Origin of the sequence: Proteus mirabilis HI4320, assembly GCF_000069965.1 — a bacterium.
GTDB lineage: Bacteria > Pseudomonadota > Gammaproteobacteria > Enterobacterales > Enterobacteriaceae > Proteus > Proteus mirabilis.
In genome coordinates this window covers 1,527,539-1,541,378 of record NC_010554.1, presented here as the reverse complement: position 1 = coordinate 1,541,378, position 13,840 = coordinate 1,527,539, and the positions used below count along the sequence as shown (strand labels likewise).

Sequence of the window (13,840 nt, the reverse complement as noted above, 5' to 3'; positions counted from 1 at the left end):
TTTAATTTTAATGACTGAAACAGAGGAGATAACAATGGTCTATGACTACATTATTATCGGTGCTGGTTCAGCCGGTAACGTTCTTGCTACCCGCTTGACAGAAGATCCTGATGTTACTGTGCTGCTCCTTGAAGCTGGAGGACCGGACTACAGGTTCGATTTTCGCACACAAATGCCAGCAGCATTAGCTTATCCGTTACAGGGTAGACGCTATAATTGGGCTTATGAAACAGAGCCTGAGCCACATATGAATAACCGCCGCATGGAGTGCGGTCGAGGTAAAGGATTAGGAGGATCATCACTCATTAATGGTATGTGTTACATTCGTGGTAACGCGATGGATTTTGATGAGTGGGCCAAATTACCCGGCCTTGAAGATTGGAATTATTTAAATTGCTTACCCTATTTTCGTAAAGCAGAAACCCGAGATATTGGGGCTAATGATTATCATGGTGATAGTGGGCCTGTTAGTGTGACTACACCGAAAAAGGGGAATAATGTTTTATTCCATGCGATGGTCGAAGCCGGTGTACAAGCTGGATATCCTAGAACTGATGATCTCAATGGTTATCAGCAAGAAGGATTTGGCCCTATGGATAGAACGGTAACCCCCCATGGGCGTCGAGCCAGTACGGCACGGGGTTATCTTGACCAAGCTAAATCGCGCAAAAACTTAACTATTGAGACACATGCTACAACCGATATTATTGAATTTGAGGGTAAAAAAGCAAGTGGTGTGCGCTATTTTAAAGGAACGAATACCACGCCACAGCATGTGAAAGCACGTAAAGAAATACTGCTTTGTGCCGGGGCGATTGCATCACCACAAATCTTACAACGCTCAGGTGTCGGCCCTGAAGATGTTCTCAACGAGTTTGATATTTCGCCAGTACATGTTTTACCGGGTGTAGGGCAGAATTTGCAAGATCATCTAGAGATGTATCTGCAATATGAATGCAAACAACCCGTTTCACTTTATCCGGCGTTAAAATGGTATAACCAACCTAAAATTGGTGCCGAGTGGTTATTTAAAGGAACGGGTATTGGCGCGAGCAATCAATTTGAAGCAGGGGGTTTTATTCGCTCAAGTGAAAAGTTTGCTTGGCCAAATATTCAGTTTCACTTTTTACCAGTGGCGATTAATTATAATGGCAGTAATGCAGTGGAAGTGCATGGTTTTCAAGCTCATGTGGGGTCGATGCGTTCACCCAGTCGCGGACGTATAAAAATAACCTCACGAGATCCACATCAGCATCCAAGCATCTTGTTTAATTACATGTCAACAGAGCAAGATTGGCAAGAGTTTAGGGCTGCTATTCGTATCACGAGAGAAATTATGGCGCAACCTGCATTAGATCCCTATCGCGGTGAAGAAATTAGTCCGGGGAAAGATATTCAAACGGATGAACAGCTGGATGCTTTTGTACGTGAACGGGCAGAAACAGCATTTCACCCTTGTGGTAGTTGTAAAATGGGAAATGATGAAATGGCCGTCGTAGATGGTGCCGGACGCGTTCATGGTATAGAAAGCTTAAGAGTTATTGATGCTTCCATTATGCCCAATATAATTACTGGCAATTTAAATGCGACAACCATTATGATTGCTGAAAAAATGGCAGACAAAATTAAAGGCATTAAACCATTGCCAGCAAGCCAAGCAGATTACTATGTTGCTGGACATTCACCTGCCAGAAGAAATTAATTAACTTATCAAAACAATAGTCAAGAGGAATGAAAATTCCTCTTTTTTGTGACTGAAAGTAAAGCTTCTTTTTTCGTTATTATTTTATTTTTTTAAGTTTTATTAAATATTATTTATGTATTTTTTCATAATTAAATGATTATGAACTTTCCATTGTTATCATAAATATTTCTAAAGCAATCTCCTTTTTACAATCATTTTAAATAAGTCGAGTGACTCAAGTAAAACAACCATAACATCAGGATTGATGTGAGATATATCAATTTTTTTTCTATCACCGATCCCATTAATTATCATAAACAGAGTACGAAAACGTTTGCATAAAATTTTTATGCCGATAGAATGCGTCAGATTTTTTGGCCTGGTGAAATGAATAGGGGGTTAAAGTGTCTCAGGACAACAATTATAGTCAGGGCCCGGTGCCCATATCCGCAAGAAAGGGTGGATTAGCGTTAACCTTTGTGATGTTGGGATTAACGTTTTTTTCAGCCAGTATGTGGACTGGCGGCGCTCTTGGTACTGGTCTCTCCTTTAATGATTTCTTCCTCGCAGTTCTTATCGGTAATCTTCTCCTTGGTATTTACACCGCATTTCTTGGTTTTATTGGTTCTAAAACAGGTCTCACCACTCATCTTCTTGCTCGTTACTCTTTTGGTATTAAAGGCTCTTGGCTTCCCTCATTTTTACTCGGTGGTACACAAGTCGGTTGGTTTGGTGTCGGTGTTGCGATGTTTGCTATTCCCGTTGGTAAAGCCACGGGGATTGATATTAATCTCCTGATTGCAATATCAGGAATTTTAATGACTATCACCGTGTTTTTTGGTATCTCTGCATTAACTATCCTCTCCATTATTGCGGTTCCTGCTATTGCTATCCTAGGAAGTTACTCGGTATATCTTGCGGTACATGATATGGGAGGGCTTAATACACTAATGGCTGTGAAGCCTGCCGAACAACTTGATTTTAATTTAGCCCTTGCCATGGTGGTAGGCTCTTTTATTAGTGCCGGTACATTAACGGCGGATTTTGTTCGTTTTGGACGTAACCCTAAAATTGCCGTGATTGTCGCTATTGTGGCTTTTTTCTTAGGAAATACTTTGATGTTTGTCTTTGGTGCTGCGGGAGCGGCATCATTAGGCATGGCGGATATTTCCGATGTGATGATAGCGCAAGGTTTATTACTGCCGGCGATCATTGTATTAGGTTTAAATATCTGGACGACCAATGATAATGCGTTATATGCATCAGGGTTAGGTTTTGCCAATATCACAGGGTTATCCAGTAAAAAATTATCTGTGGTTAATGGCATTATCGGCACATTGTGTGCGCTATGGCTTTATAATAATTTTGTTGGTTGGTTAACCTTTCTATCCGCGGCGATCCCCCCTGTAGGTGGCGTTATTATTGCAGATTATCTGATGAATAGAGCGCGGTATAATCAATTCAATGCTGACAAAATGCAAAATGTGAACTGGGTAGCCTTACTTGCTGTGGCCATCGGTATTGCTGCCGGTCACTGGTTACCAGGGATCGTACCTGTTAATGCCGTATTAGGTGGCGCAATCAGTTACGCGGTATTAAATCCAATATTAAATCGTCGTACAGCTCGACAAGCGGAGATAAGTCATGCTGGGTAAAAATATAGAACAAATTAATCATGCTCGTTTAGCTGGAAAAGAAGGTTTATGGCGCATTACAGTTAAAAATAACCAGATTGCAGCCATTGAGCCACAACCGCAAAGCGATTTTCATCCCCAAGGGTTAGATGCACAAGGTGGATTGGTTCACGCTCCTTTTGTTGAACCTCATATTCATTTAGACACCACGCAGACAGCAGGACAGCCAAACTGGAATCAATCAGGAACCTTATTTGAAGGTATTGAGCGTTGGGCAGAAAGAAAAGCATTACTCACCCATGATGATGTTAAACAACGGGCGTGGCAAACATTACAATGGCAAATCGCCAATGGTATTCAGCATGTAAGAACCCATGTTGATGTTTCTGATGCATCGTTAACGGCTTTAAAAGCCATGTTAGAAGTCAAACAAGAAGTCAAACCTTGGGTTGATTTACAAATTGTGGCATTTCCCCAAGAAGGGATATTATCTTACCCTAATGGCGAAGCATTATTAGAAGAGGCCTTGAAATTAGGTGCGGATGTTGTGGGGGCAATCCCGCACTTTGAATTTACCCGTGAGTATGGCGTGGAGTCACTACATAAAACCTTCGCATTAGCGCTGAAATACGATCGACTTATTGATGTGCATTGTGATGAAATTGATGATGAACAATCGCGTTTTGTTGAAACCGTTGCTGCATTAGCACATAAAGAAAATATCGGCTCACGGGTAACAGCAAGTCATACAACCGCTATGCACTCTTATAATGGCGCTTATACTTCGCGTTTATTTCGTTTATTAAAAATGTCAGGCATTAATTTTGTAGCCAATCCATTAGTGAATATCCATTTGCAAGGGCGTTTTGATAGTTATCCAAAACGTCGGGGGATCACCCGTGTCAAAGAGATGTTAGCGAGTGGTATTAATGTTTGCTTTGGTCATGACGATGTCTTTGATCCATGGTATCCATTAGGTACAGCAAATATGCTACAAGTGCTGCATATGGGGTTACATGTTTGTCAGTTAATGGGCTATGGGCAAATTGATAATGGATTACAACTTATCAGTCATAATAGTGCAAAAACATTGGCATTAACGGATTATGGTGTGGAAGTCGGTAATAGTGCTAACTTTATTATTCTTCCTGCTGAAAATGGTTTTGATGCTTTACGTCGTCAAGTCCCTGTACGTTACTCTATTCGTCACGGTAAAGTGATTGCACAAACCGAGCCGGCTAAGACAGAAATTATGTTAGCTAAGCCAACGCGAATTACGTATAAATAAAGAATAATTGTGCAATATTAACTAATAACGGATAAGTAATAAATGCTTATCCGTTATTGCTATTAGTTTATTATGGCTGGATCAATTACTGACTATTTTGGCGAATAAGCGCAGCTAATTGCGCTAATTCCTCATCATTTGCGCGCTCAAAATCATGAGATGAAAGATAGCCAGGGTAGTTATCAAAGAAAACCTTTTGTTTGTTTTCAATGGGCGCCCATTTTGTCATATCACCCGTGCCGTGCATTGGGCTGAGTTTGCTATGAACATGATCAACGCCAAAACCTTCAAAAAACATTCCCGTGCGTGACACATCTGGGAATGTTTTATCTAGGATTTTTGCCACTTTTTTAGTGGCGATGATCAATAACGCTAAGGCTTCATCGCTTAAATCAAAAGCATAACTTGGATAGTGTTTTTTCGGAATAACAACCGTAAAACCCTTGGTATTAGGGAAGATTGAAAGAAACGCAAGATGATGTTCATCCTCCCAAATTTTATGGCAAGGTGCTTTTCCCGCTACAATTTGACAGAAAATACAGTTATCCATAGTCGCCTCATAATATAGGGTGAAAAATACTTCAAATTATCGTTATAACTTGAAGTATTTAGCGTATCTAACCGCCATGTTTTTAGTGGTGGGGTTAGTCATATACTGAAGATTCCTAGTGATCTATTCACTTGTCATCTAGATACAAGGGTGATTAAAGTAGATTTCTTTCTGCTAAATCAAGCGCAAAGTAAGAGAGAATTAAATCAGCACCTGCGCGTTTAATGGAGCCTAGTGTTTCCATTACCACGCGATCTTCATCGATAGCACCCGCTAATGCAGCAAATTTGATTTGCGCATACTCCCCACTAATTTGGTAGGCTGCTAACGGTAATAGTGTACGTTCACGAACATCACGAATAATATCTAAATAAGCACCAGCAGGCTTAACCATTAACATATCCGCACCTTCTTGCTCATCAATCAATGATTCGCGGATAGCTTCCCGACGATTCATCGGATTCATTTGATATGTTTTACGATCACCAATTAAGCGAGAGCCAGCAGCATCACGGAATGGGCCATATAATGCAGAAGCAAATTTAGTTGAGTAGGAAACAATACCGGTATCGGTAAATCCTGCTTGATCTAATGCAGCACGAATAGCGGCAACTTGACCATCCATTGCGGCAGAGGGAGCAATAAAATCAGCACCAGCTTGTGCGGCGGCAACCGCCTGTAGACCTAAATTATGGATAGTTTCATCATTATCGACATGTTCACCATGTAAAACGCCACAGTGTCCGTGTGAAGTATATTCACAGAAACAAGTATCTGACATAACAATCATTTCTGGTACAGCATCTTTACAAATACGAGACATGCGAGAAACTAGACCGTCGCTTTTCCAAGCGTCGCTACCTGTTTCATCAAGATGGTGTGAGACACCAAAGGTCATGACCGTTTTGATACCCGCTTTAGCGATACGCTCAATTTCATAAGCAAGGCGTTTTTCAGGAATACGTACCACACCTGGCATACTTTTGATCGGCTGATAATCCTCTAAGCCTTCTTCAACGAAAATAGGTAGGGCTAGATCATTTTTGCTGAGTGTCGTTTCTTGAAACAGCGCGCGCAGGTTCTCTGACTGGCGTAGTCTTCTTAATCGCTGGATGGATTGTTCGTTGCTCACAATATCTCCTTGTTATGGCCAGTTCTAATGATTATTTACTAAAGTATTATAAACCTTAATCGCAATAGATGGATACTATCATGCACAATAAATAGCGGCAGGGAAAAGTTAGCAGGGTTAAACGTAAGAAATGAAATAGGGGAGTTTTAATAAAAAAAGAGCAGGATTATTTCTGCTCCTTGGACTCTGCGCTTAATCATTTAAGGCAGTCAATGGATTATTTTTTCTGCTCTTGTAAAACAGAATCCATTTGAATTTTACATGCCGCAACAATTTGCGTTAAGCCTTCTTGGAACTCTTCACGTGAACCAATTTCTGCTTTTGCATCACGTAAAGATTTAACAACTTCAACGGTGCCATTAGAAAAATCAGCTTCCGTTGCATCTAGTTTTGCAAAATCAAAGTTTTGAGATTTCAATGTTGCTAATGCGTCTTTGGCGATTTTCTCAGGCGCTTCATTAGTATCATAAGCTTTTACTGAGATATCTTTGAATGTATTGCAATAATCTTCAGCCATTTTACTTGGGTTAGCAAATGCAACAGCAGGAAGTAAAAGCAGGGATAACAGAAGTGGTTTCATTATAAGCCTCATGGTTTATTTTTGGTGCGTACACTGTAAGTGTAACATATAAACCCATATAGCGTTAAATCAGAATAGGATTAACATTAGTTATTTATTACAGATAAAAAAATCCCCTCTATAACAATAGAGGGGCAGTTAAATGAATAAAGAATGGTTTATTTCGGAATTAAGTATATAGACTTTTCAGATTTACTTTTTGCTTATTTGTGCAGCACAAAAAGAAGCGACAATAAATTAAAATCATGCGCAATTGCACTTTGATGACGTCAATATCATTATTGACGATAAGCTGTTTTAATTTGGTTTAATGTGTTGCGGAAGGTTTCTGCTTGTTGTTCATCAGCAACTTCGGAAATAGCTCGCTCAATATTTAAGATAACGCGTCCAGCATCTGCTTGACCTAATGCTTTTAACATATAAGTCACAAGCGTTTTTAGGCATGCAACTTCTTGCGCTAATGTTTCAACATCTGCTTGTGTTTTAAACTTCTCATTCATGGTGAATTTCCCTTTATATCGTTTGTTTATTAACCTAAAAATAATGCCTAGTAACAGAATAACATTGTATTCATCTGGTATGAATAGCTTTTCTTATCGCCCATAAAAGAAATAAATGAATAAAACGAATAAACAAATAGTAGATAAGAAATCATTTCCGCTAGCACACTCTTATTATGATTATGTCATCGATATCACGCTATACTTTAAATTACCCATTACCGTTTAATGCGGTTTGATATAAAAATAAACACTCAGCAATAAAAGGTGAGGAATATGAGGAATAATAGATGAACAGAGAGCAACTATTACAAGCAATATCTCACTATCCTGCACTCGCTCAGCGAAATATGGGAAATACACATAAAGGCACTTTTGGTACATTAGCCATTATCGGCAGCTCAGAAGGCATGAGTGGTGCGATTGTTTTGGCGGGAAAAAGTGCGCTTAAAGCAGGGTGTGGTAAAGTCTTTTTGGGCTTTGCACAACCACAATTGCCACTGCCTTTTATTGATAGTGCACCCGAACTGATGCTACAAACAGCCATAACATTATTAGAGCAACCACAAATATCAGCATGGGCGATTGGCTGCGGTTTAGGGCTCTCCTCTGATTCGGAACAATTGCTGACTACAGTACTAGCACAACGTAACGAGAAAATACCTTATGTTTTTGATGCCGATGCGCTGGTGTTATTGGCTCAATTAAACTTATCGCATATTAACACGAATTTAACCGCTAATTGTGTATTAACGCCCCATCCGAAAGAGGCCGCAACTTTACTTCATTGTGATGTTGCTGATATTCAAAATAACCGTCAACAAGCAGCAATAGAAATTACACGCCAATATCATTGCTGGGCCATAGTGAAAGGACAAGGAACGGTGATTGCTTCACCTCAAGGAAATATCACAGTAAATACAACAGGGAACAGTGGATTATCGACAGCAGGGAGCGGTGATGTATTAACCGGTGTCATGGCAAGTTTTTTAGCACAAGGTATGCCAATCGCAGAGGCTGTGCCGAGTGCCGTATGGATACATGGTATTGCCGCAGACCAATTAATAAAACAAGGAATAGGGCCAATAGGATTAACCGCATCAGAGCTTATTGATACCATCCGTGCGGTTCGCAACCAAATGTGGGCAACCCACCAACAGCACAGCACTGATTTATTTTAACTGAGTAGTTTATTTTTTGTAGTAACTCATTAATACTTAAAGCCGATTGATAATTGATATTAGGTTGGTTTTAGTTAATTGACTCACAGTAATCTTGAGGTTATTGCGATACTATTAAGGCAAATGGAGAGTTGAGAGGAGTTATTATGTATAAAACAATTTTAGTGCCTATCGATATTGTAGAAGAAGAGTTAACCAGTAAAGCAGTACGCCATGCTGTTTATTTAGCCAAAGAAACAGGAGCTAATTTACATCTTATCCATGTGCTTCCTATCTCTTCAGCCATTATTAATGCTTATTCACTGGGTTATCCCGAAATTAAAGACAAAGCGACAGTAAAAGCCGAAAATGATATGCAAATGTTGGTGGATTCGGTGGATCTGCCTGCTGAAAAAGTGGCTTACACTGTCACTTTTGGCTCTCCCCGTGATGAAATTTTAACGACAGCAAAAGATATTCAAGCAGATTTAATTGTTATCGGCTCTCGCAGACCCAACATTAGCACACATTTATTAGGCTCTACGGCCGCAGGCGTTGTTCGTTATGCAGATATTTCTGTGTTAGTGGTTCGTTAATTGACACATGCTAATAGGTTATGAGGTTTCATAACCTATTTTTTCTCTTTTAAATTATCTATTTTACCATTATTAAATTATTTTCATTGGGTTGCGCATTAATAGAGTCAATGGGATGGAAAAATTTACACAAGAACTTTTAAGGCTCGACCATTTTATTCTACGTATTCTACGCTACTATATAATAGGTACTGTATTCTTTTTTTTAGGATTATTACCGGGCGTGCTAGGGTTCTATTTTATTGAAGGACATACTTTTATGGAGTCCTCATTAAACGCAATATCAATGTTAAGTGGTCAACCGGTAGAGCCTGCGCCTGCAACACCAACAGGGCGTTTTTTTATTGCGATTTATGGTTTGTTTCTTCAGTGTGTTTTTATTTTATCGATTGGATTAGTGGTGACCCCTTTTATTCATCGACAATTACATAAATGGCATCTTGAAGAGGATTAGCAATCATACTGTTGGTTGAAAAAATCAAAATAACAAACAGACGATAATTAATAATGAGGAGTTGCTATGTATAAGACAATTCTAGTGCCTGTGGATATTTCAGAAGATGAATTAACCGAAAAGGCTTTACAACACGCTGTTTATATTGCAAAGCTTGAAGGGGCTAAGATCCATTTGTTTCATGCTATTCCTGATGTTTCACGTTTTTCAATTAGTTATAGCTACCATTATGATATGTTAAGCTCTTTTGCTAATAAAGCGATTGAACGAGTTCAAGAACAACTGCAAGAATTAGCTAATTCTGTAGATTTACCTAAAGAGCAAGTTGATTTCTCTGCCGCATTTGGCTCAGCAAGAGATAAAGTGTTAGAGCTGGCAGAAAAAATTAAAGCGGATTTAATTGTCGTTGGCTCTCGTCGTCCTAGCATTTCAACTCATTTATTAGGCTCTAATGCATCAGGAATTGTGGCTTACGCCAAACAATCTGTGTTGGTTGTGCGTTAATCCTATAAGCGATGAAATAGGCTAACATCATAGTATAATATGGTATAAAAGGAGATAGAGGTAACACTATCTCCTTATTAATCAAACTAGAATATTTAGTGTTTGATAATCAATTATTTTATCGATACTACTTGCTTAGTATTGGGATCATCAGCAATTGTAAAGGAGATGTAACTATATCTAGCGCCAAAGTAACGGGTAATAATATTCTTGGTGTGCTGGCACCAATAAGATTTTCTTTGTATTGGTAGAATTCAACATTAAAGGGATGGTTAAAAGGTAGTAAATACTCATTTTTTTGTTCTTTATTTTTTTGATGAACTGTTCCAAGTAAATTATCTATTTTTAGTGAACAGGTGTTTATATCTTTTTTACATATAAAACCGTAAGTTAGTGCTGCTTCTTTATCGGTTTGAGTTATCCAGTTATAATTTATTTTAATTTTCCCATTAAATTGCTTCTTTTGATTATCAATAATAAATTCAACTGGATTTTCTACGCTCAATTTATCATGGTGGATAAGAGGATCTCTTAAAATATTTACTGCGTTATCTCCACCTCTTATTAATAAATAATCAAAATGCTCACCAATAAATACCCATCCGCTAGTACCGTTACTATCTTTTGCTAGAGAGAGTGCGGTAATTGAATCGCCTTTCCAATGAGAACGATGATAGCCATTATCATTTTTAGTTGATAACATTAACCCGAATGAAAAACAGCCTGATAATAAAAAGAAAATAGGAAAAATAACTATTGATAATAAGACAGCGGACTTTGTTCTCAAAAAACTTACCATATTAATTTTCTCTTAGTTATAAATTAATGAATTCTGTCATGATAATCTTTAAATGACTTTAAATATATTTTCAAATTTATAAAGTGGTCATTTTATGAATAGCTTATTTATTAAAAATAAAATAATTATAAAGAATATATAAAATAATTATAGTGTTTTATATATTAAAAGAATAAATATAATATAAGTCGATAGAAATTTATTGCTGACAAAAATTGTCTATTAATGCGATCAGTGCACTAATAAAGAGCCTTTTTTATTGAATGTAAATGATAATTATTCTAATCTAAAGTAAAGATAATGACTGAGAGATAACAATATGTTGAATAATAACAATTTTACAATAATGTCTGTTGACCAATTTCCCATTATTACCATGCAGGTTTTCCCAGAAACGTTAGAGCATGCTAATAACTGGATTGCTGAAATGGACTTAGTGCTTGCTCAAAAACAAAACTTTGTATTGGTTTACCCACCTATCAACAAGAAAAATGAACAAGAGGATATGGAGGGCATGAAAGCCGTTAGACGCTGGCTGAAAACAGGGAAAATGCCATTAAGTCAATATTGTGCTGGAATGATCATGACCGTCAATCAACAAACAAATGATAAAGAGCAACTGATGCAGTTATCTCCCGTTGTTTCTGCGGTGTACGGTGTACCTATCTTTGTTGAAGAAACCCTTGATGGGGCTTATGCTCAAGCTAATAAACTTCTGGGCAATAAATAATAAATAAAGGATTATGAATAAGTTAAGTTAGGTATAAAAGCATCCTAAGGTGCTTTTATACTAATTTGAAAGCGTAATAGTCATATTGATGATGTAAGTTAACAATAGAAAGAGAATATTTTATCGTTGTGTGAAAGAGGTAAAGACGCGAGAATAAAGAGATGGTATTTTAGCTATTAAAGTAAACATTTCAGGGCATTCCAATGAGAATTAGTTCAATTTATACACAATCTGTAGGACCATTAGCTGATGGTGTTATTAAGTTAGAAGATGATTGGTCTAATGAGATTGAAGCTCAAGTTTTATTTACCGGTAATAATGGTTGTGGTAAATCGACTTTATTACGGGGCATAGCTATTTTATGGGAAGCATTAGGTATTTGGCTAAGTACTGAACAACCGTTAGCTCCAGCGAGCAATACACGAAAATGGTTAGAACGTTGGGGAGGGATCGCTATTATTTTTGAAGATTTTAATCTTTCTTCTGATGATAAGATTAAAATTGGACTTTTTTATGGTTCAGATGATTTTTTTTCCCAAGTAGTAACAAACTATTTAGATGTAATGTGGATAGGTGAAATTTCAAATAATAAAAAGAAAAATAAATTATATTTTCCATCTAGTGAAAATAAACATAATGATAATCTGATTGAGACCTATAAATATTTAGGGAAAAGACGTATTCAATCACTTTATAATGAATTGGATCCAGAATTATCTATTCCTAATATTGTCTATTTAGATGCAGAAGCGCGTAAATGGGTAAATCCAACAGCAACGAGAAAATCATTATACCCAGACGATCTTAACCAAGCATGGCTCGCGACTTATACGGTGACTAATGATTGGAATGGGCAAATAGAAACTTCACTGTTTAATTTAAAAGCGACACTGCCTAATGAATACCCTAACATGATAAAGAGTTTAAATTACTTTTTTTCAGATAAAAGAATTGATAGTGAAATTCTTCCAGGTACACGTCAACAGATTATTTTATCAAATGGAAGGCAACATACGTTTGATGAGTTAAGTTCTGGCGAACATCAAATACTTATTATGTTATTTACAATCCAACGTTGGCTAAAACCAGGAGGAATTGTATTAATAGATGAACCTGATCTACATCTACATCCTTCTGTTATAGCACCTCTCTTAGCGGCTATCGAAAATATTGTGGCTAATAAGAAAGGGCAGTTAATTTTAACGTCACACTCAACAGAAGTTTGGCAACGCTATGAAAATTTTGGTTCACGTATTGATCTTACTTTGCTAAAAGGATCGGTGAATGTCGAAAATTGATGGAACAATTAATCGAATAAAAGATCAACAAGTAGGTAGCTCAACTAAAAAAGTATTATTAGTTGAAGGCAGTGATGATGAGTTAGCTTTTGGCGCTTTTTTAAGAAAAAAGTTTCCTAGTTGGGAACAGTATTGGGTTATTGCTAGCACGGGCAAGAAACAAAATATGTTGGATATTTTAGCCCAAGAACAAGATTGGCTTGGTATTGTCGATAGAGATGAATGGGATAATGCTAAAATTGAGGAAAAACAAGAACAATTACCCAATTTATTCATTCTTCCTCGTTTTTGTATTGAGAACTATCTTGTTCTTCCTGATGAAATTTGGTCTGCATTACCTGAAAATAAGAAAAATAGCATAGAAAATGGATGTGAAACATTAAGGAAAGATATCGAGACTCAGCTTGAAAATTGGCGAAATCATGCTGCGGTATGGGCAATCATTAATCCTTTATGGGAAGGATTAAGAAGTTTGGGATTTAAAGAATCGTTATTAGAACTTAATACAAGCAATGATACAGTAAAAATTGAACAAATTTTACAAAAGTGGCATCAATATCTTGAGCCTTCTCAATTATTAGAAAAACTCAAGCATAAAAAGCAAGAAATAAATGCATGCACAGTAGATCAACAATTAAAACAATATATACACGGGAAACATTTTTTTAAAAATGTAGTTTATCCTGTGCTTATTTCTCATATTGGTAATATAAAAGAAAAAGAACTTAAAAAACAGTTATTTAATTCACAACCTATTCCGGAAGATCTTGATTTCCTTTGGCAACATATGATGACTAATATCAATACTATTTGAGAAATATAATCACTATATTTTATATTTATTACAATCATATGATAGTAAGAGAAAACTTTGATCTACTTTCAGCCTTAAATATTTTAATTATTCATAATAGTATAGAAAGACGATAGC

Annotated in this window: 15 protein-coding genes; 10 read left to right on the top strand and 5 right to left on the bottom strand. The window is 37.1% G+C overall.

Annotated features, from left to right (window positions below; all coding sequences use genetic code 11):
- The first annotated feature begins 34 nt into the window (after positions 1-34).
- From betA to PMI_RS07050, 3 genes are all read left to right on the top strand, one after another.
- The gene (gene betA / locus PMI_RS07060) at positions 35-1,702 is read left to right on the top strand and encodes a choline dehydrogenase (protein WP_004250946.1); all 1,668 of its coding nucleotides are present in this window, start codon (positions 35-37) and stop codon (positions 1,700-1,702) included.
- A 386-nt stretch (positions 1,703-2,088) separates the two neighbouring features.
- The gene (gene codB / locus PMI_RS07055) at positions 2,089-3,339 is read left to right on the top strand and encodes a cytosine permease (protein ID WP_004248204.1); all 1,251 of its coding nucleotides are present in this window, start codon (positions 2,089-2,091) and stop codon (positions 3,337-3,339) included.
- The gene (locus PMI_RS07050; RefSeq protein ID WP_012368001.1) at positions 3,329-4,606 is read left to right on the top strand and encodes a cytosine deaminase; all 1,278 of its coding nucleotides are present in this window, start codon (positions 3,329-3,331) and stop codon (positions 4,604-4,606) included. Before codB ends, PMI_RS07050 begins: the two co-directional genes overlap by 11 nt.
- 85 nt (positions 4,607-4,691) lie before the next feature.
- Here PMI_RS07050 and PMI_RS07045 read toward each other — a convergent pair whose 3' ends face one another.
- The 4 genes from PMI_RS07045 to PMI_RS07030 all read right to left on the bottom strand — a co-directional run bounded on the left by PMI_RS07045 (position 4,692) and on the right by PMI_RS07030 (position 7,368).
- A complete protein-coding gene (locus tag PMI_RS07045; protein ID WP_004243211.1) occupies positions 4,692-5,156 on the bottom strand; it encodes an HIT family protein in 465 nt (154 codons plus the stop codon).
- A gap of 154 nt (positions 5,157-5,310) precedes the next feature.
- Complete coding sequence (gene hemB / locus PMI_RS07040; RefSeq protein ID WP_012368000.1) at positions 5,311-6,288, bottom strand: porphobilinogen synthase; 978 nt, start codon at positions 6,286-6,288, stop codon at positions 5,311-5,313.
- Positions 6,289-6,505: 217 nt separating this feature from the next.
- Entirely contained in the window at positions 6,506-6,868 is a 363-nt protein-coding gene (locus PMI_RS07035) for a hypothetical protein (RefSeq protein WP_004248202.1), read from the bottom strand.
- 278 nt (positions 6,869-7,146) lie between these two features.
- Positions 7,147-7,368, bottom strand: a complete 222-nt coding sequence (locus tag PMI_RS07030) for a DUF2594 family protein (RefSeq protein ID WP_012367999.1) — start codon at positions 7,366-7,368, stop codon at positions 7,147-7,149.
- A 290-nt stretch (positions 7,369-7,658) separates the two neighbouring features.
- On the opposite strand from PMI_RS07030, the gene PMI_RS07025 reads away from it, so the two are divergent.
- The 4 genes from PMI_RS07025 to PMI_RS07010 all read left to right on the top strand — a co-directional run bounded on the left by PMI_RS07025 (position 7,659) and on the right by PMI_RS07010 (position 10,082).
- Positions 7,659-8,549: an NAD(P)H-hydrate dehydratase gene (locus PMI_RS07025; protein ID WP_012367998.1), complete on the top strand. Its 891-nt coding sequence runs from the start codon at positions 7,659-7,661 to the stop codon at positions 8,547-8,549.
- A gap of 146 nt (positions 8,550-8,695) precedes the next feature.
- A complete protein-coding gene (locus PMI_RS07020; protein WP_004243205.1) occupies positions 8,696-9,124 on the top strand; it encodes a universal stress protein in 429 nt (142 codons plus the stop codon).
- 115 nt (positions 9,125-9,239) lie between these two features.
- Positions 9,240-9,578 carry a hypothetical protein gene (locus PMI_RS07015; RefSeq protein ID WP_004243204.1) on the top strand — a complete coding sequence of 113 codons (339 nt, stop codon included), beginning with the start codon at positions 9,240-9,242 and terminating at the stop codon, positions 9,576-9,578.
- 66 nt (positions 9,579-9,644) lie between these two features.
- Positions 9,645-10,082 carry a universal stress protein gene (locus tag PMI_RS07010; RefSeq protein ID WP_004243203.1) on the top strand — a complete coding sequence of 146 codons (438 nt, stop codon included), beginning with the start codon at positions 9,645-9,647 and terminating at the stop codon, positions 10,080-10,082.
- 127 nt (positions 10,083-10,209) lie between these two features.
- Here the strand turns inward: PMI_RS07010 and PMI_RS07005 are convergent, their stop codons facing one another.
- On the bottom strand, positions 10,210-10,881 hold the full coding sequence (locus tag PMI_RS07005) for a YidX family protein (protein WP_012367997.1): 672 nt from the start codon (positions 10,879-10,881) through the stop codon (positions 10,210-10,212).
- 319 nt (positions 10,882-11,200) lie between these two features.
- Between PMI_RS07005 and PMI_RS07000 the strand changes: the two genes are divergently transcribed.
- From PMI_RS07000 to PMI_RS06990, 3 genes are all read left to right on the top strand, one after another.
- Complete coding sequence (locus tag PMI_RS07000) at positions 11,201-11,611, top strand: hypothetical protein (RefSeq protein ID WP_004243201.1); 411 nt, start codon at positions 11,201-11,203, stop codon at positions 11,609-11,611.
- 203 nt (positions 11,612-11,814) lie between these two features.
- Complete coding sequence (locus PMI_RS06995) at positions 11,815-12,909, top strand: AAA family ATPase (protein WP_004248199.1); 1,095 nt, start codon at positions 11,815-11,817, stop codon at positions 12,907-12,909.
- Complete coding sequence (locus PMI_RS06990; RefSeq protein ID WP_004243199.1) at positions 12,896-13,723, top strand: DUF4435 domain-containing protein; 828 nt, start codon at positions 12,896-12,898, stop codon at positions 13,721-13,723. The genes PMI_RS06995 and PMI_RS06990 overlap by 14 nt, the downstream gene beginning before the upstream one ends.
- The last annotated feature ends 117 nt before the right edge of the window (positions 13,724-13,840 follow it).